Raw genomic sequence first — 17332 nt, 5'->3', positions numbered from 1 at the left:
CAGAGTCTTGTCATCCTGAACAGCGACGAAGGAGCGTGATTCAGGATCTTCTGCCCGAGTACTCTGCAGTCAAAGATATTTCACTGTCTTTTAAGCGCGCTGATTTTAGATTCCTAGTCTCGCCAAGGCTCGCTGGAATGACTAAATAAGGGTGATTGTCAGCTTCAATAACCTGTCAGCTCCATATAGCCAGTTCCTGAATGAGAGCCTTCAATTGTTACCGGACCTTCCCAGTAAGGTACCGTCAGCGGCATTTTGGCGTTTGGGTTGAGTGCTGTAACCGTGAGGTCAATTTGTTGGATCGGAATCGAAAGCTGCCACTCTGTCGGGTAATTTCGTCCCTGAATCTTCGTTTGCTTGATCACTTGTAAGCGGATTCCGCTTTGCCCGATGGTGGTTCCTGTACCATCTTTATGCATCAGCTTTGCATGTGAGTAACTGGCTTGTCCTGTTTTTGAATCGCGAAGCTGGAACACGACTAAGCTGGTATCATCACTTAACCTGAGCGCAAACCAGTCCCAGCCTTGCTGGGAATTGAGCAAAAATTGCGAGCTCCACTCTCTATCTATCCATCCTTTGCCCGACACCTGATGAGTTTTGCCGTCAATGGTGACTTCTCCTTTCACATCAATAAACGGTTGGCTGTAGTAATAGGATGCGACCTGACCATCGGCACTTTTTGTGCTGTAACCCCGGTCTCCCTGCTTTTGATAGGGCGCATTACTGGTCAGCGTCAGTGAGTAAGCAAACTGCCGGGAGTGAGTGACTAAGGTTGCAGGGAATAGGTCATCGGTTGACGACCTCCATTGCCAGTCATCGAGATACACACGAAAGGGCGAGCCGTCTACTCCTGCAAACTGAGCCTGCCCCCGCGACCATTTTTCATCAGCGTAGTGTTTATCTCTGGTGGTGACAGCGCTGTGTGCCATGTAAATTTGCTGGCTTTGCCATGTAGTTTTGTTTGTTTGCTGCTCATTTGTCTGAGGTGCGGCTGCGAAACGAAATTGTGTCCATTGAAGACCAAGCGGCTGACCTTGCTCATCGGTCAGGTTCGCGGTTAAGTACCACCATTCATGGCGAAAATCGTCATGGGCCCGGTGATCGGCCGGGAAGGTGAGCTCAACGCCTTTCACCACGGGAGTGAATGCATCGCTTTGTGCTTCATTTGTCCCTAATAACGCCCCCATATCTCGTGGCTTGGGTTCTTCACAGCCAATAATAGATAAGCAGCCGAGAATCAGGATGAGGCTTTTCACAATGCACTTCATCACAGCACCTCGCTCTGCAAACTTGCCATCATTGGTTTGCTTACCAAGCGCCAGAGAGGAATCAAGGTCGCGATAACTGCAACGACAATGGTGATGCAGGCGATACTCAGCGCATCACTCCAGCTCCAGAGGTAAGTTAAGCTCCAGCCAAAAGCGCGCAGGGTTACAACATCAGTCAGTATATATCCGACTAATGCGCCAAGCGGCAAAGCGATAACCAGCGTGAAGCTGACTAAAGCTGCGATTTGCCCGACGACCATTGCCATCAGCTTACGGCGGTTTACGCCTAGTGCATACAACCTTGCGATGGCAGTTGTACGGGCGTCGAGCAACATGAAGCAGGCACTAAACAAACCAATCACGGCCACCATTAAGGTTACGCTATTGAGTGCTCGGGTAATTGCAAAAGTTTGTGAGAAGATTTCCAGGGCTGTGGACTTGATTTTCGCCTGATCGTAGAGCTGGCCTGGATGCAGTTTCAGCTGCTGTTGCAGGTGTTCGTACATCGCTTTTCTATCACCTGAGACTTTGATGCCAAGGCTAACTGGTAAATCGGTAAAACCATTCTCCCGCCACAGTTTAGGAGCGAGCAAAACTTCACCTTTGGGAGCGCCGTAGTCAAAGAAAATGGCTCCGACGCTAAGCATCTTGTTTGGCAGCGCATCGAGTTTAAGTTGACTGCCGAGGGATAAACCGAGTTTCACCGCGGTTGGTTCACTGATTGCAACCAACTCACCCCGGTAGAAGCGCTGCCAGAAATCAGCAACGTGAGATTTAAACACCATAGTCTGCTCTAAGGTGTATTTATCTTTGGTGCCAAGCAAGATGGGTAAACCTTGCAGATTGTCGTCGACATAATACTGCTTATAGACCTTCTCAACGTTGCTGAAATGCTCCAGAGCATGCTCAACACTGGCGATTTCACCTTGTGACGGACTGACGTAAATATCCGCGTGCAGTCTTTGGTTAAGCCATTGCTTCAAGGTAGATTCAAAGCTGCCGACTAAGGTATTCATGCCGATATTGGCAGTCACTGCGAGCAATAAAGCCATCATAGCGAGCGAGAGGGGCGAGACCAGTTCGAGCAGCTCGGCAAACAGGTACTGGAGTAAGCCGGATGTAGTGCGCTGTTCGCTCCAGCGCGCTAACGAGACCAGTGTTTTCGGCAGGTACAAAGGAATAGATACCACTAACACGCCGAGCCATAGCATGGTAAAGCGGTGATGCTCACTTATCCATAACCCCGCCAACGCGGACACGGTGAGTATTGTGCCGATGATGAAGAGCTGATTCTCGTTGGATGTTTCTGGGGCTTGATACAATCCGCCATGAGAAGAAAGTGGCTGGTGAATTCGCTGTTTAAAGTGTTGCCAGCACGCGAGCAGCGTTGCTGCTAAAGTGAGTAACAGAGCCTGTGCCCACCATTGCCACTGCCAGGTGCCTGGCAGCAGGGTTGCTCCATAAAGCTGCTCAAGTGTCAGTGCGACAGTAGGATGCAGCCAGTGGCTAAGTTGCATACCTAAAACGAAACCAAGTGAAGCGCCAATGGTAACCAGAATCGTCAGTTCTACTAACAAAGCTGCAAACACAATTGTCGGCGCAATGCCGGCTTGCTGGATTTGTACCAAAAGACGATTACGTTTAAGTAAACTGTACTTCACACCGTTGTAGGCGATGAACAGACCGACCACAAACGCCAGTAAGCTCATTGCTGTGAGATTGAGGTGAAAGCTTTCTGTCAGCGAACCAAGATCGGTACTCTGGTTGTTGGTAATCCATTGCCCCTTTGCGCCGACCAGACTCTGCCATTTCGGCAGCGCATTTCTGTCTGTATCGCCATCTGTTCTAAAAACGGCGATATAGCTCAGCTGCCCTTGTTTGTTGAGTAACTGCTGGGCGAAACCAATATCCGTTAGCATCCGACTGCCGAGTTGCCATTCATCAGGCAGTACGATGACTTTGGTTTTTATGTTATCCAGAATCATGAACGCAACTTCCCCCACGCTCTGATACTGAGATTGACTTATCATGACAATCGGCTCGCCAGCCAAGAGCTCAGGCAGAGGCAAGGCGCTATCAAACAGGGAAGCATCGTGCTTGTCATCGGCATCGCCGGAGTAACGGGACCGCGACGAGAGTGCCGCAATCAGGTCACTCCCCTGTACAGACCAACGACGTCCTTGTTCATCCCTGACTTTTCCTTCAATCACCGGCAGTGAGGCGCTCAGTCCTTGCTGTCTTAGTGAAAAGTAGAGTGATTCGGGTAAATAGCGCTGACCGGCAGGAGGAACAACCAGGTTTTGTGCTTGTACACTTAGCTGCTCGGTGGACTGCGCATAACTGCGCTTGGCATTGAGGTTGATGGCCTGCACCGCAACAAATAACGTCACGGCCAGCACGATCCCAATCAGAATCGCAGCTGCCTGTAAGGGAGCCTGGCGGTAATGCGAGACAAACAAGTTAAGGGTCAGCTGGGTATGCGCTAGCCTAGTTTTCATCATGGTGCAGATCGCGGCTTTTCGGCTCTGGAGTATGGTGCTCGTGAGCAAGGTTCTTATCAGACGCGAGACCATTTGTCAGTTGATCATTTCTGAAACGTCCGTTGTTCAGGCAGCCATTATTCAAACGTAAATGGGTCTGCATAAATCCGGCACACTCCGGGCTGTGAGTGACCAAAAGTACCGAGGTGTTACCCTGAGCAGTTATTTCCCTGAGCAGCTTCATAACCTCTAAACCGGCTTTTTGATCGAGGTTGCCTGTTGGCTCATCAGCAAGTAAGAGTTTAGGTTTGTGGGCTAAGGCTCTCGCTATTGCCACACGTTGTTGCTGACCACCTGATAAGGCAGAGACATGTCTGTCGAGCAGGGGGCTTATACCTAATGTTTCCACCAGATAGTCGCACCATTCGTTCCATTTTTGTTGGTTCAGGTGCAGTGGAAAGGCAATGTTCTGCTTAACATTGAGTGGGGTTAACAGGTTGAATTGCTGGAAGATCACGCCGAGTTTCTGATAGCGAAAGCGGCTCCATTGTGCGTCTTTCCATGCGGCGGTGTTTTCTCCATCCAACCATAGCTCACCATTAGTGAGAGGCTCAAAGCCTGCAATCACATTGAGAAGGGTACTTTTCCCGCTACCACTTGCCCCCGTTAATGCGATACTTGCTCCCCTTGCCAGAGTGAAATTGACATTTTCCAGTACGCGGTGCGTCTCTTTACCATCAACAAAGCTTTTGCTGGCTGTTTTAAGTGTGACAAGTGGACGTCCCATTCTCTCTCCCTGAGTCGATGCGGAGTTGTTTCTTTTGGCGTTTTTTATCTATGAAGTCTAGACAATTTGTACTCAAAACGAGACCAGATGGATTAGGAGAGTAGTGGTACGACAGAATCGCTTGGTGATCACAAGCCGTGAAGAGCGCCCGCCGTGAAGGTTCTGGACAAAAGTTACTTAGATTTTTTACTTAAATTAGCAAAACACGAATAACTTCGAGTATGGAAAACACATAATTGTGCATCATGCCTATTCGGAGATAATAAAAAGTATTCTTAGTCGGCGAAATCAAATGTTTCTCGAAGCTGGAGGTAAGAATCCATCTTATCAATTTCACAATAATTCTTTATGTCTCTCAAAACGTTGCTCGGAAATTTAAGCCTGAGATACGGTGGATTAAAATTAACCGATTGTTAACGAGGGAACAAGGATAAGTCGGTGAACACGCTAAAGGTATTCAAGGAATCCGAGATCATATTCAATGAAGAGGAAGCAAGAGAAATCCTCATTCGTTTTTTTCCAGCTGATAGAAATAAAATTATGGTGGCATCTATCACAACTGAGTTGATAAGTTTTGCTCAAGCTCTCCTTTTAGAAGCTATTGATGCCTCATTTTCAATTGGTATTGTGAAGGGGTTATGGAAATCCACCCTTAACCCAAGAGCTCCATTTAAAAAAGTAATAGAGAAGCTAATAACTTCACTGGGCCCTCACTTTTTTCATCATGCGACTACACAAGACCTCAGGAACGTAGAGATTTACCAATTCGTAGTAGATGCTCTTAATCAAAGGTTCAAGTCAGATTTAAATATATTATTATCAGGAATAGCTATTAAAAACCCACTTATTTTACCTAGATATGAACAGATCATTAGTAAACGAGTATGGGTTTAGCATGTCAAAGAAAGCTATTTTTACCGTATTGGTGATTTTGAGTGTGCTGATAATTATACGCCCAAGGGAAGACACACTATTAAGGTGCGCAATGTCCGGCTCCATGAAGTTTTTTAGTAGTGATAACTGTATGACTTATTTTGAGGTGTTTGGGTATTCAGAAAAAGTATACCAAGACCTTAGTGAAAACTTCGATGTAACTTCTCTTCTTAACCTGAATCCAGAACGTAAATATTACTTTGCTCAGTTATATTTAGATAGTGGTAATGACATAAATATGGCTAAACGAGCTATGCCGATACACGGTGCAATTCTTAAAGATGATCTGGAAGAGTTTTATTGGTTGCTCGATAAGAACGCTGACCCAAGTGTTATTGATCACTTAACTGATTTAGATGCTTACGACTTTATTGACCTTATGGTTGAAAAACATGCTACGCCAAATAGGTTGGAAATGCAGAAAGTGTTAGATCGTTATAAACACTCGTCGTAACGATACATTTGCGTTTTAGCGATATCGAGATAAGGGTCAATTACAATCATTAGCGAGGTCAGGTCTTGCCTTTTGTTACTCGTTAGTTTTCTATGCCAAAGTTAATTGAAAATCATCGTGCGTTTTTTACTAAAGTTTAGATTGTTAAGATACTGAATTTTAAGTATTAAAAAAGGGACCCGAGTCAAACTCAGATCCCTCCGGAACTTATTAGCCTAGGGCGATATTGCCTGAGCTTTAAGATCGATACAACATGGTTGGCTTACACGTAGTACGCTTCAACCGTGCCTTTAAGCTGAATAAGCATAGGGTTGCCGTAACGGTCTTTTGCTTTAGGAGACGCGATTTTAACCCAGCCTTCGCTCACGCAGTACTCTTCAACGTCAGTACGCTCTTTGCCGTTGAAACGAATACCGATTTGGTGCTCAAAGCACTCTTTCACAAAGAATGGGCTACGTGGGTTGCCCGCAAGGCGATCTGGTAAATCTGGTTTAGTAGTGTCGTTCATTTTCTGACCTGGAATCCGTAAAGAAAGTGCGCCATTGTAGACAGTGTCAGCGCTTGGTTCAAGATAACCGTTAACTAATCTGCTCTCGGAACAGCTTTGGGCTGACCCCTGCTTTTCGCTTGAATACGCGTGAGAAATAGAGCGGATCGGAATAGCCGACAATCCGCCCGATATGATTTATCGAATAGTGCGTCGTGACTAACAACTGCTTGGCTCGGCTGATCCTCTGATCATCACGCCATTGGGTTATCGTCATTTTCATTTCGTCACGGAACAAGTGACCCAAACGAGAAGGAGACAAACAGGTATGTGCCGCTATCTCTTCCAGTGTAAAGTCTTGGTTCAGGTTCTGGGTCATGTAGTTAGTCGCTTGAACAATCCGTGGATCCAGCGCTTTACTCACTACGTCCGGTTGCAATGACTTACAGCGGATCAGCAGTTGTTCGAGTAAATTAATCGCGAGATCATTACGATACGGTAGATCTGACTTAGCGGTGTATTCAATATCAACGAACAGACTCTCAATATGGTCAATATCTTGAGCAGATAAACCGCTTGTTACGTAAACACCGTTGCGCTCTTCTTGCCAGCTTAACCAGTCGTTCCAGAATGCACGTGGACGAAAGTAGACCCAGCGGTGGAACCACGAAGCGTTATCGGTTTTACGGCGGTAATGGTGTGCTGCACTTGGTGGGAACAATAGGATATCGCCGGCTTTCACATGGAACTCATGTTCGCCAGAGAAAATAGTACCTTCACCTTTACTAGTGATATTGATGATATACCCTTTCATACCATTTTGACGGTCAATGGTATAGTCGAGTTCATCGCCTTCGATGATTGGCGTCAGACCTGCAACTAAATGTGCATCAAAATCATATCCGGGCTTGAGAGGATCGGTATTTTGCATAGATCAACAGTTACTAGAATTTTGTCTAGTGTATGTTGAGGCCGAAAGTATTGCGATTTTCGACGTCACATTTTATCTAATACGATCCACTGAGTGGCGGAAAAAGCTTCACGAAACAGATCGGGTTTTATTGAGCGGCGAATTGACTCGCTTGGAAGCCCATGCCTGCGTCGCTGCCAATCGGATAAATTCACTTGTTTAGATGATTCTTTTACGTCTGATTCTAACGGCGTAATCTTATGACGAATGTCAAGCCGCGTTGGAATACTGTTACGAGCTAAATACTCAATAACCACTGCTTTTTCGTGAAAGTAATAATTCATGTTGATGGATAATTTATCCCCGTGCTGCAGCTGGCACCACTGTTCAATACGATTTTGACGGTGACGATACTTCCATTCAGCTTGCGAAGAATCTAACTGCTCACCATTGTTAAGCAACTCAAGATGGCCATGAAAGACAAGCTTCTCGCCATAAAAGAGTTGAAACTGTGTCGGACATAGCTCGGCTACGCGCAGCGTCCATTGATGACTGTGAATATCTAAAGCATGTGCAACTTGGGAATCGTCAACCGTCATAATTACCTCGATAATACCAATCACAGTAAATAAGTGATCAGAAGTAGCGTAGGGAAAATGCTAGAGAACTAGGCGAGATTTTTCGATAAGTAGTTATTCTACAATCAAAAATTTCAACGCAGTTATCGAGTATTTTAACAAGCTAGAATGACCAGTTATTTACTACGATTGGTATAATACCCCCTCAGCGAGCTGAGGGGGTTATTGATTAAACGCCAGAAGCTAAACGGTAGTACAAGCTGTTAGTTTTTAGCTCTTGCTTGAACTTACGAGTTTCTGTGTTTTCATCGATTACAACCATTTCCATACCTAGAATGTCAGCGTAATCCGCTAGTGTATCAACACTCACTTGTTGGCTGTATGCACTGTGGTGTGCGCCACCTGCGTGAATCCAGGTTGCCGCTGCAACTTGTAGGTTTGGCATTGGTTCCCAAAGTGCGTGTGCCACAGGTAGGTGAGGCATAGTTTGTGGTGGGTTAACGGTTTTCACTGTGTTCACAACCATGCGGAAGCGGTTACCCAAATCAATCACAGAAACGTTCAGAGCGTTACCTTCTTTACCGCTAAATAGCAGTCGAGGAACATCACACTTCAGGCCGATAGTATGGCGATGGATTTCTAGCTTAGGTTTAGCAGAAGCAATGGTTGGACACACTTCTAGCATGTGTGCGCCTAGAGCCTGATCCGTTGCACCGAAGTTGTAGGTGTAATCTTCCATAAACGAAGTACCACCTTCACGACCTTTACCCATCTGCTTCATGATGTGAACCATAGCCGATGTTTTCCAGTCACCCTCACCGCCGTAGCCGAAGCCTTTCGCCATTAGGCGCTGGGTTGCAAGGCCTGGTAGAGAGCCTAGACCCGTTAAGTTTTCAAACGTGTTAGTAAAGGCACTTGCGCCCACATCTGTAAGGAAACGCTCCATACCCACTTCTAAGCGAGCTTCGTGTTGCATCAGTTTAAGCAGCGTAGGATCAGTCAGTAGCTCAGACTTCATTTCGTAAGTAGAAGCGTATTCATCAAGCATGCGCGCTACGTCTGCATCTGATACAGACTGGATTACGTCTGTTAGTTCGCCAAGGCCGTAAGCGTTAACTTCATAGCCGAACTGGATTTGAGCAGAAACCTTGTTACCTTCTGTAACCGCAACCTGACGCATGTTGTCACCGAAGCGAGCTACTTTCAGGTTTTGACCTGCATCGATACCGATCGCCGCACGACACCAGTCATCAATTTCTGCGTGAACGTTAGGGTTTTGCCAATGACCAACCACAACTTTACGGTCGATATCCATGCGTGTACCGATGAAACCAAACTCACGACAACCATGCGCACTTTGGTGCGTGTTCATGTAGTTCATGTCGATGTCATCCCATGGAAGACCTGCATTGAACTGAGTGTGTAGGTGAAGGAATGGTTTGTTCAGTTGAGAAAGACCTGCAATCCACATTTTCGCTGGAGAGAAAGTGTGCATCCAAAGAACCAGACCGATACAGTCAGGATCGTTATTTGCTGCGCGACATACGTTTAGAATTTCGTCTGGCGATTTAACCGTACCTTTATCAACCATAGGCACTGAAATAGCGCTTGTTTCATTAAAGCTTGCTACGATTTGAGCACTGTCTTGTGCTACGTTTTCAAGAACTTTTGGTCCGTAAAGCGTTTGTGAACCAGTAACAAACCAAACTTGTTTTTCGTTAAATACTTTCATGACTTACCCTTTATTTTTTGTTCTTTGCTGACTGACCGTAATATGCATTTGCCCCGTGTTTACGTAGGTAATGCTTGTCGAGCAACGCTTGATTGATATATTCCACAGAAGGATTGATTTGCAGTGTTTGCAGAGCCATACCTGCTACCACTTCGGTCACTACTGCGTTATGTACCGCGTTGTGAGCGTCTTTACCCCAACAAAACGGTGCATGTTCTTTGACTAGAATGCCCGGAATTGCCATTGGATTTTCATCACCGATGGTTTCAGCAATCACAACGCCAGTATTCAGTTCGTAATCGTTCGCAATTTCTTCATTGGTCAGCGCACGAGTACACGGAATGCTGCCGTAGAAATAGTCTGCATGAGTGGTGCCTAGGGCGGGGATTGCTTTACCTGCCTGTGCCCATGCGGTTGCCTGCGGTGAGTGCGTGTGCACAACACCACCAATTTTTGCGTAAGTGCGATACATCACCAGGTGAGTCGCGGTATCAGAAGATGGGTTAAGATCTCCCTCAACCACATTACCTTCCAGATCGACCACCACCATGTTTTCTGCGCTTAGGTCTTCGTATGCTACGCCGCTTGGTTTAATCACCACCAAACCAGATTCACGATCGATAGCTGAAACGTTGCCCCAAGTGAACGTCACTAAGTTGTGACGCTCCAAATCAAGGTTGGCTTGCCAAACGTCGTGACGCAGTGTTTTCAGGCGCTCTTCTTGGTTTAAAAAAAGCTTGGTTACCCATTAGCTGCGCTCCTGAGAAAGTTTCGATTCTGAAATTTGCTCGATGTGCTGGCCCAGCTCACGGTAGCCTGCGTAACGCTGTTTGCGCACCGTTTCCGCTGCTGCATTTGGTTTGTAAACCTGGCTGATTGGGCTAGCCATTGCTTTTTGTGCCTGCTGTGCGTCTTCATATACGCCCGCCGCGACGGCTGCAAAGATTGCTGCGCCAAGCGCACAACATTGCTCAGAGCTTGCTACTGCGATTTCGCGACCAATAACATCCGCACACATCTGCATCACGTAAGGCGATTTTTGCGAGATACCGCCGATAGCGATAACACGCTCAACATCCATACCCTGATCAACAAAGCAATCAACAATCGCTTTTGCGCCGTGAGCGGTCGATTCAACCAATGCTGCAAACATTGCTGGTGCAGTAGAACCAAGGTTGAGGTCTGTGAATGCACCTTTTAGGCGTTGGTTCGCGTAAGGAGTACGACGGCCGTTATGCCAGTCCATCGCTAATGGCGAGTTTTCATTGAAGCCATATTCCTGTGCTGCTTGTGCAAGCATTGGGATCATGGCGTCATCAAGCTGCTCCATCACTTTTGCTGCTTCAGGGTTATCTTTCGCTAGTTGTTGGATTGGCCACATCAGTACACGTTTGTACCAGGCGTAAGCATCACCAAATGCGGACTGACCCGCTTCAAGCGCCATTAGACCTGGAAGCGCACTGCCTTTCACTTGACCACAGATACCGTGGATGGTCTTGTCGCCAACTTTGTCCGCATCAACCATCAGGATGTCACAAGTAGACGTACCGATAACTTTTACTAAGTCGTGCTCACCTGCACCAGCGCCTACTGCACCCATGTGACAGTCGAATTCACCAACCGCGACTGCTAAACCAACCGGTAGACCAAGTTTTTCAGCCCACTCTTGCGTCAAGTAACCCGCGACATCTTCAGAAGTGTAAACCTCATCAAACATACGCTCACGAATGCCATCCAGGGTTGGAGAAATCGCAGAAAGGAATTTTTGATCTGGTAAGCCGCCCCAGCTGTCATGCCACATTGCTTTATGACCAGCAGCACAAATGCCATGACGGAATTTACTTGGGTGCTCGTTGCCACTTAACAGCGCAGGAATCCAGTCACAAAGCTCAACCCAACTATGAGCGTGTTTAGCCACTTGCTCGTCTTGTTCGCTTACCCAAGCCGCTTTCGCCCAGAACCATTCAGAAGAGTAGATACCGCCAATGTACTTGGTGTAGTCGATAAACTCGCCGCCATGAGCCAGTTCATTGATTAGATCCGCTTTTGATACAGAAGTGTGGTCTTTCCACAAAATGAACATGGCATTCGGGTTTTCTTCGAACTCAGGTAAAAGAGCGAGAACGTTACCTTCTGCGTCAACCGGCGCTGGTGTAGAACCCGTTGTATCCACACCGATGCCCACAACTGACTGTGCAATTTCAGCAGGAACCACTGCAAGCGCTTCACGAATCGCTTGAGTCATTGCTTCTATATAGTCTTTCGGGTGATGACGAAATTGAGACTGCTCAGGCTTGCTATATTTGCCTTCCATCCAACGCGGGTAGTAAGTAACACCAGAGGCTACTTCTTCACCACTTACAGCGTTGACGATAAGCGCACGAACCGAATCTGAACCAAAATCCAAACCGATAACATGTGCAGGGTGTGTCGCTAATTGCTTCATAACAACTCCATGTAGGGTTATCTATTTTTCTATAATTTATACCTCTGCATGGATTATTCAGCCATGACACCGCTTGCTACATGTATGGACAAAATTGCCACGGTATGGATTTTGTGCTGATGACAATAAAAACCGCCTAAGACTGAAGTTTGACCTGAATCACACTAGATATGGCTAGGATAACGTTTCCTTACGCACTTTTATGGATCACTCATGCACCAAAACGCCCCATTTGAGATCCGCATCATGTTCACCGCTGCTAAATGAATGGACAAAAACGCTACTTTTTTCTGCTGTGATTCTTGTCACTTATAAATATTTCTAAATCCATAAATATTTACTGCGAACACTTACCTCTACCAGTGGATGGATAATAATGAAATTAAAAAAACTACTCACAATCGCTGCCTTATCTGGCGCAACCATGCTTAGTGCTTCTGCTAACGCATTTTTTGGTTCAAATGACGACATGCGACTAGGTTACCTAGTTAAGCAACCTGAAGAACCATGGTTCCAGACTGAATGGTCATTTGCTGAAAAAGCCGGTAAAGATTTAGGCTTTGAAGTAGTAAAAATGGCTGTGCCTGATGGCGAAAAAACCCTCAATGCTATCGACACTCTAGCGGCTCAGGGCGCAAAAGGTTTCGTTATCTGTACACCTGATCCAAAGTTAGGTCCTGCAATCATGGCGAAAGCGAAAAGTTACGACCTTAAAGTTGTGACTGTTGATGACCAGTTCCTGAATGCTAAAGGCGAGCCAATGACAAATGTACCTTTGGTGATGATGGCTGCAACAGCTATCGGTGAACGCCAAGGTATTGAGCTTTACAAAGAAATGCAGAAACGTAACTGGGATGCTTCAACCACAGGCGTAATGGCGATCACTGCCGATGAGTTGGATACAGCACGTCGCCGTGTTGACGGTTCAATCTCTGCACTGAAAGCGGCTGGCTTCCCTGCTGACCAAATCTATCGTGTGCCAACCAAAACCAACGATATCCCGGGTGCATTGGATGCAGCTAACTCTCTAATGGTTCAATACCCAAATGTTAAACAATGGCTTGTTGTTGGTATGAACGACAACACCGTTCTAGGTGGCGTACGCGCAACTGAAGGTCAAGGCTTTGGCGCTGATAACGTAATCGGTATCGGTATCAACGGTGTTGATGCAGTTAACGAACTTGCGAAGTCTAGTGCAACTGGCTTCTACGGCTCTCTACTTCCTAGCCCGGACGTACACGGCTACAAGAGTATCGAATCTCTTTACAAGTGGGTTAAAGAAGACGTTGAACCAACTAAATTCGTGGAAGTAACTGACGTAGTCCTTATCACTCGTGACAACTTCAGAGACGAACTAGCGAAAAAAGGGCTATAAGCTCACTTTCGGTGACGGCTAACTTGGCCGTCACCAACTGATTTAACGGAGAGAATGTCATGGCGAAGTCCCCTTCATACATCGAGTTTCGAAACATCTCGAAGCACTTCCCGGGTGTTAAGGCATTAAATAATGTTAGCTTCCGAGCAGACGCAGGTAGCGTACACGCTTTGATGGGAGAAAACGGCGCAGGAAAATCAACGCTACTGAAAACCTTAAGTGGCTTTCACCAACCAACTGAAGGTCATATCGCTATTGATGGTAAAGAAGTTGCGCTGAATTCTACTAACGATGCCCTGGATCACGGTATCGCAATTATCTATCAAGAGCTTAACCTGGTTCCCGAATTAACTGTCGCTGAAAATATTTTCCTTGGTCAGCTGCCAACTAAAGGCGGCACTGTAGATACCGAAACACTTAACGCAAATGCACGTGTTCAGCTTGAGCGATTAGGGGAAACCTTTGACCCTTCCTGCCAGCTAAAAGAGCTGTCTATTGGCCAGTGGCAGATGGTAGAAATTGCCAAAGCACTGAGCCGCAACGCACAAATCATTGCATTTGATGAGCCGACCAGTAGCTTGTCGCAGCGTGAAATCAAAAACCTTTTCAAAGTAATCCGTGAACTACGTGATGCCGGCAAAATCATTATGTATGTATCACACCGTATGGAAGAAATTTTTAACCTGTGTGATGCGTTAACGATCTTCAAAGACGGCCAGCACGTTCAATCATTTGATGACCTTTCAGAGCTGACTAACGATCGCTTAGTTGAGCTGATGGTCGGCCGTGAAATCAGTGACATTTATAACTACCGCCCACGTGAACACGGTAAGAGTGGTTTACGCCTTGAAAACTTTGAAGGCCCGGGGCTAACCGCACCTGTCTCACTTGATATAAAGCAAGGTGAAGTGCTTGGCTTATTTGGTCTGGTTGGTGCAGGTCGTACTGAGCTTACCCGCCTTATTTTCGGCGCAGATAAAAAGACCGGCGGCGAACTTTATTTACACGATGTCAAAATCGGTGTTAAAGACCCACGAGATGCAATTCGTGCAGGTATTACCCTTTGTTCTGAAGACCGTAAAGCAGACGGCATCGTCCCTATCATGTCGGTTCAGGAGAACACCAATATCAGTGCTCGCCCTTGGCACCTGAAGTTTAAGAGCCTTATCGACTTTGATTGGGAAAAGAAAAACGCTTCCAAACAGAAAGAGGCACTCAACGTAAAAGCGTCATCGTTAGAGCAGCCAATTGGCAAGCTGTCTGGCGGTAACCAGCAAAAAGTGATTCTTGGTCGCTGGTTGTCAACCGCGATGAGCGTGATTTTACTGGATGAACCTACCCGTGGTATCGATGTAGGTGCTAAATCTGAAATTTACGAACTGATTTTTAAGCTGGCAGAAAACGGAGTAACGGTACTCGTTGTTTCCAGCGATTTACCAGAAGTGTTGGGTATCTCTGACCGCGTTGTTGTGATGAAAGACGGCGAGGTAACGGGTGAACTTCAACGTGACGAATTTAATGAACAAACCGCACTTCGTCTGGCAATGCTAGATAAAGAAGACTCGGCAGCCGCTTAATATTAAGGAATATCATTATGTCTGTATCTACCCCTACTAAATCTATGGAGTCAGAAGCAAAATCTGGTGGCTTCAGCTTCGGTAAAATCTGGGATAAGTTTGGAATGCTAATGGTGTTTGCAGGTCTGTTCTTGCTCTGCTGCCTATTCGTTCCATACTTTGCAACCTTTATCAATATGAAAGGTCTGGGTCTGGCCATCTCGATGAGTGGTATGGTGGCGTGTGCCATGCTGTTCTGTCTTGCCTGTGGTGACCTAGACCTTTCTGTTGCTTCTGTCATCGCATGTTCTGGTGTTGTTACCGCTGTGGCTATTAACGCGACAAGCAGTGTTGTTCTGGGTGTGGGCGCTGGTCTACTATCTGGTGTGGCGTTTGGTCTACTAAACGGCTTTGTCATTGCGAAGCTGCAAATCAACGCACTGATCACAACGCTGGCTACCATGCAGATTGCCCGTGGTCTTGGCTACATCATCTCTGATGGTAAAGCAGTTGGTATCACAGAAGAGAGCTTCTTTGCTCTGGGTAACTCATCTTTCATCGGTATCCCAACGCCAATCTGGTTAACACTGATTACTTTCGCTGTCTTCACTTTCCTACTAAACCGCACAGTTTATGGCCGTAACACGCTAGCTATCGGTGGTAACGAAGAAGCGGCACGTTTGGCAGGTGTTAACGTTGTAAAAACTAAGATGATGATCTACACCATCTCTGGCTTTATGGCAGCGCTTGCTGGTGTCATCCTAGCTGCTCGTATGACTTCTGGCCAGCCAATGACATCTGTTGGTTTTGAGCTAGTCGTTATCTCTGCTTGTGTACTTGGTGGTGTATCTCTGAAAGGTGGTATCGGTAAAGTATCTTACGTTATCGCTGGTGTACTTATTCTGGGTACGGTAGAAAACGCGATGAACCTATTGAACATGTCTCCGTTTGCTCAATACGTTGTTCGTGGTTTAATTCTGCTAGCGGCTGTTATTTTTGACCGCTACAAGCAAACGTCAAAGGCATAGATTAAAATCTAACGACCAAATAAATTATATTTATCTACAAGGCTCCTTATTTATTAAGGAGCCTTTTTGTTTTTTATCGATCTAATATGAATAAAAGTAACTGATAAATATATTAACTATTGTATTAACAAACGCTAAATTATTTATAAAATTGCTACGAAAATGGACTTTATTGCTATCTGAATCTAGCTGTGACCAAGATCTAACCTCTTGTAAAATCTATTATCTATCTTAAGTTGGTATAAAAAATAAACACCAATGCAATACCTTACAAATACCTTAACGTGAAATTAAAAATAAGAGATAGAGAACGATTATGCTAAAAAAACTTACCTTAGCGGCTGCTATCGGCAGTCTATGTATGTCTGCGTCCGTATTTGCTAATACTCTTACGGTTGGCTTTTCACAAATTGGTTCAGAATCAGGATGGCGCGCCGCTGAAACTGCTGTTTCTAAAGTCGAGGCAGAAAAGCGCGGTATTAAGTTGAAGATTTCTGACGCACAGCAAAAACAAGAAAACCAAATTAAAGCGGTACGTTCTTTTATTGCTCAGGGTGTGGATGCGATCTTTATTGCACCTGTAGTTCAGACGGGTTGGGGCCCAGTACTTGAAGAAGCAAAAGACTATGGTATTCCGGTCTTTCTTTTAGACCGTGGCATCACGGTTGATGATGACTCACTTTATATGACCGCCGTAACTGCAGATAACGTACTTGAAGGTAAAGTAGCCGGTGAGTGGCTGCTAAATACCGTTAAAGATAAGCCTTGTAATGTAGTGGAATTACAAGGAACCGTTGGCGCAAGTGTGGCTATCGACCGTAAAGAAGGCTTTAACGCAGCAATCAGCCAGGCTTCCAATGTGAACATTGTCCGTACCCAGTCTGGCGAATTTACTCGTAGTAAAGGTAAAGAAGTCATGGAAAGCTTTATTAAAGCGGAAAATGGCGGCAAAAATATATGCGCGGTATTCTCACACAACGATGATATGGCAATCGGTGCAATCCAAGCGATTAAAGAAGCCGGTTTAAAACCGGGTGAAGATATTTTAGTGGTCTCTATTGATGCGGTACCTGATATTTTTAAAGCCATGATGAGTGGTGAGGCAAATGCGACGGTTGAACTGACGCCAAATATGGCTGGCCCTGCATTTGACGCTCTGCTTGCTTATAAAAATGATGGCGCTACACCACCTAAGAAAATAGTGACTGAGTCAAAACTTTATTTACCTGAAGACGCACAGTCACAGCTCGAAATGAAAAAAGACCTTGGTTATTAATTCTATGATTAACGTTTAGTTA

At 45.8% G+C, this 17332-nt stretch carries 15 protein-coding genes; 6 read left to right on the top strand and 9 right to left on the bottom strand.

Translation table 11 applies throughout. The features are described from left to right. Window positions 1–164: 164 nt before the first annotated feature. The 3 genes from KHN79_RS21450 to KHN79_RS21440 are packed head-to-tail and all read right to left on the bottom strand — an operon-like array spanning window position 165 to window position 4535. The gene (locus KHN79_RS21450; protein WP_182010496.1) at window positions 165–1268 is read right to left on the bottom strand and encodes a lipocalin-like domain-containing protein; all 1104 of its coding nucleotides are present in this window, start codon (window positions 1266–1268) and stop codon (window positions 165–167) included. Then, complete coding sequence (locus KHN79_RS21445) at window positions 1268–3769, bottom strand: ABC transporter permease (RefSeq protein ID WP_182010495.1); 2502 nt, start codon at window positions 3767–3769, stop codon at window positions 1268–1270. The genes KHN79_RS21450 and KHN79_RS21445 overlap by 1 nt, the downstream gene beginning before the upstream one ends. Continuing rightward, window positions 3756–4535: an ABC transporter ATP-binding protein gene (locus KHN79_RS21440; RefSeq protein ID WP_182010494.1), complete on the bottom strand. Its 780-nt coding sequence runs from the start codon at window positions 4533–4535 to the stop codon at window positions 3756–3758. The genes KHN79_RS21445 and KHN79_RS21440 overlap by 14 nt, the downstream gene beginning before the upstream one ends. A gap of 438 nt (window positions 4536–4973) precedes the next feature. On the opposite strand from KHN79_RS21440, the gene KHN79_RS21435 reads away from it, so the two are divergent. After that, a complete protein-coding gene (locus tag KHN79_RS21435) occupies window positions 4974–5429 on the top strand; it encodes a hypothetical protein (RefSeq protein ID WP_182010493.1) in 456 nt (151 codons plus the stop codon). 130 nt (window positions 5430–5559) lie between these two features. Continuing rightward, the gene (locus KHN79_RS21430) at window positions 5560–5922 is read left to right on the top strand and encodes a hypothetical protein (RefSeq protein WP_182010492.1); all 363 of its coding nucleotides are present in this window, start codon (window positions 5560–5562) and stop codon (window positions 5920–5922) included. A gap of 262 nt (window positions 5923–6184) precedes the next feature. Here KHN79_RS21430 and KHN79_RS21425 read toward each other — a convergent pair whose 3' ends face one another. The 6 genes from KHN79_RS21425 to KHN79_RS21400 form a co-directional block, all read right to left on the bottom strand. Next, a complete protein-coding gene (locus KHN79_RS21425; protein ID WP_182010491.1) occupies window positions 6185–6430 on the bottom strand; it encodes a DUF3297 family protein in 246 nt (81 codons plus the stop codon). Window positions 6431–6500: 70 nt separating this feature from the next. Beyond that, window positions 6501–7340 carry an arabinose operon transcriptional regulator AraC gene (gene araC, locus KHN79_RS21420; protein ID WP_182010490.1) on the bottom strand — a complete coding sequence of 280 codons (840 nt, stop codon included), beginning with the start codon at window positions 7338–7340 and terminating at the stop codon, window positions 6501–6503. Between the two features lie 65 nt (window positions 7341–7405). Further along, complete coding sequence (locus KHN79_RS21415) at window positions 7406–7918, bottom strand: hypothetical protein (protein ID WP_182010489.1); 513 nt, start codon at window positions 7916–7918, stop codon at window positions 7406–7408. Window positions 7919–8126: 208 nt separating this feature from the next. After that, entirely contained in the window at window positions 8127–9629 is a 1503-nt protein-coding gene (gene araA, locus KHN79_RS21410) for an L-arabinose isomerase (protein ID WP_182010488.1), read from the bottom strand. A 10-nt stretch (window positions 9630–9639) separates the two neighbouring features. After that, window positions 9640–10341, bottom strand: coding sequence for an L-ribulose-5-phosphate 4-epimerase (locus KHN79_RS21405; protein ID WP_182010623.1), 702 nt, complete (start codon window positions 10339–10341; stop codon window positions 9640–9642). A gap of 36 nt (window positions 10342–10377) precedes the next feature. Further along, on the bottom strand, window positions 10378–12075 hold the full coding sequence (locus KHN79_RS21400) for a ribulokinase (protein ID WP_182010487.1): 1698 nt from the start codon (window positions 12073–12075) through the stop codon (window positions 10378–10380). Window positions 12076–12451: 376 nt separating this feature from the next. On the opposite strand from KHN79_RS21400, the gene KHN79_RS21395 reads away from it, so the two are divergent. The 4 genes from KHN79_RS21395 to ytfQ all read left to right on the top strand — a co-directional run bounded on the left by KHN79_RS21395 (window position 12452) and on the right by ytfQ (window position 17310). After that, a complete protein-coding gene (locus KHN79_RS21395; protein WP_182010486.1) occupies window positions 12452–13450 on the top strand; it encodes an arabinose ABC transporter substrate-binding protein in 999 nt (332 codons plus the stop codon). Window positions 13451–13509: 59 nt separating this feature from the next. After that, the gene (gene araG, locus KHN79_RS21390; RefSeq protein ID WP_182010485.1) at window positions 13510–15027 is read left to right on the top strand and encodes an L-arabinose ABC transporter ATP-binding protein AraG; all 1518 of its coding nucleotides are present in this window, start codon (window positions 13510–13512) and stop codon (window positions 15025–15027) included. Window positions 15028–15044: 17 nt separating this feature from the next. After that, entirely contained in the window at window positions 15045–16034 is a 990-nt protein-coding gene (gene araH, locus KHN79_RS21385) for an L-arabinose ABC transporter permease AraH (protein WP_211907292.1), read from the top strand. A 316-nt stretch (window positions 16035–16350) separates the two neighbouring features. Beyond that, window positions 16351–17310 carry a galactofuranose ABC transporter, galactofuranose-binding protein YtfQ gene (ytfQ, locus tag KHN79_RS21380; RefSeq protein WP_182010484.1) on the top strand — a complete coding sequence of 320 codons (960 nt, stop codon included), beginning with the start codon at window positions 16351–16353 and terminating at the stop codon, window positions 17308–17310. Window positions 17311–17332 lie beyond the last annotated feature (22 nt).

The organism is Vibrio sp. B1FLJ16 (assembly GCF_905175385.1).
Classification (GTDB): Bacteria; Pseudomonadota; Gammaproteobacteria; order Enterobacterales; family Vibrionaceae; genus Vibrio.
This window is presented reverse-complemented; position numbering and strand designations above follow the sequence as displayed.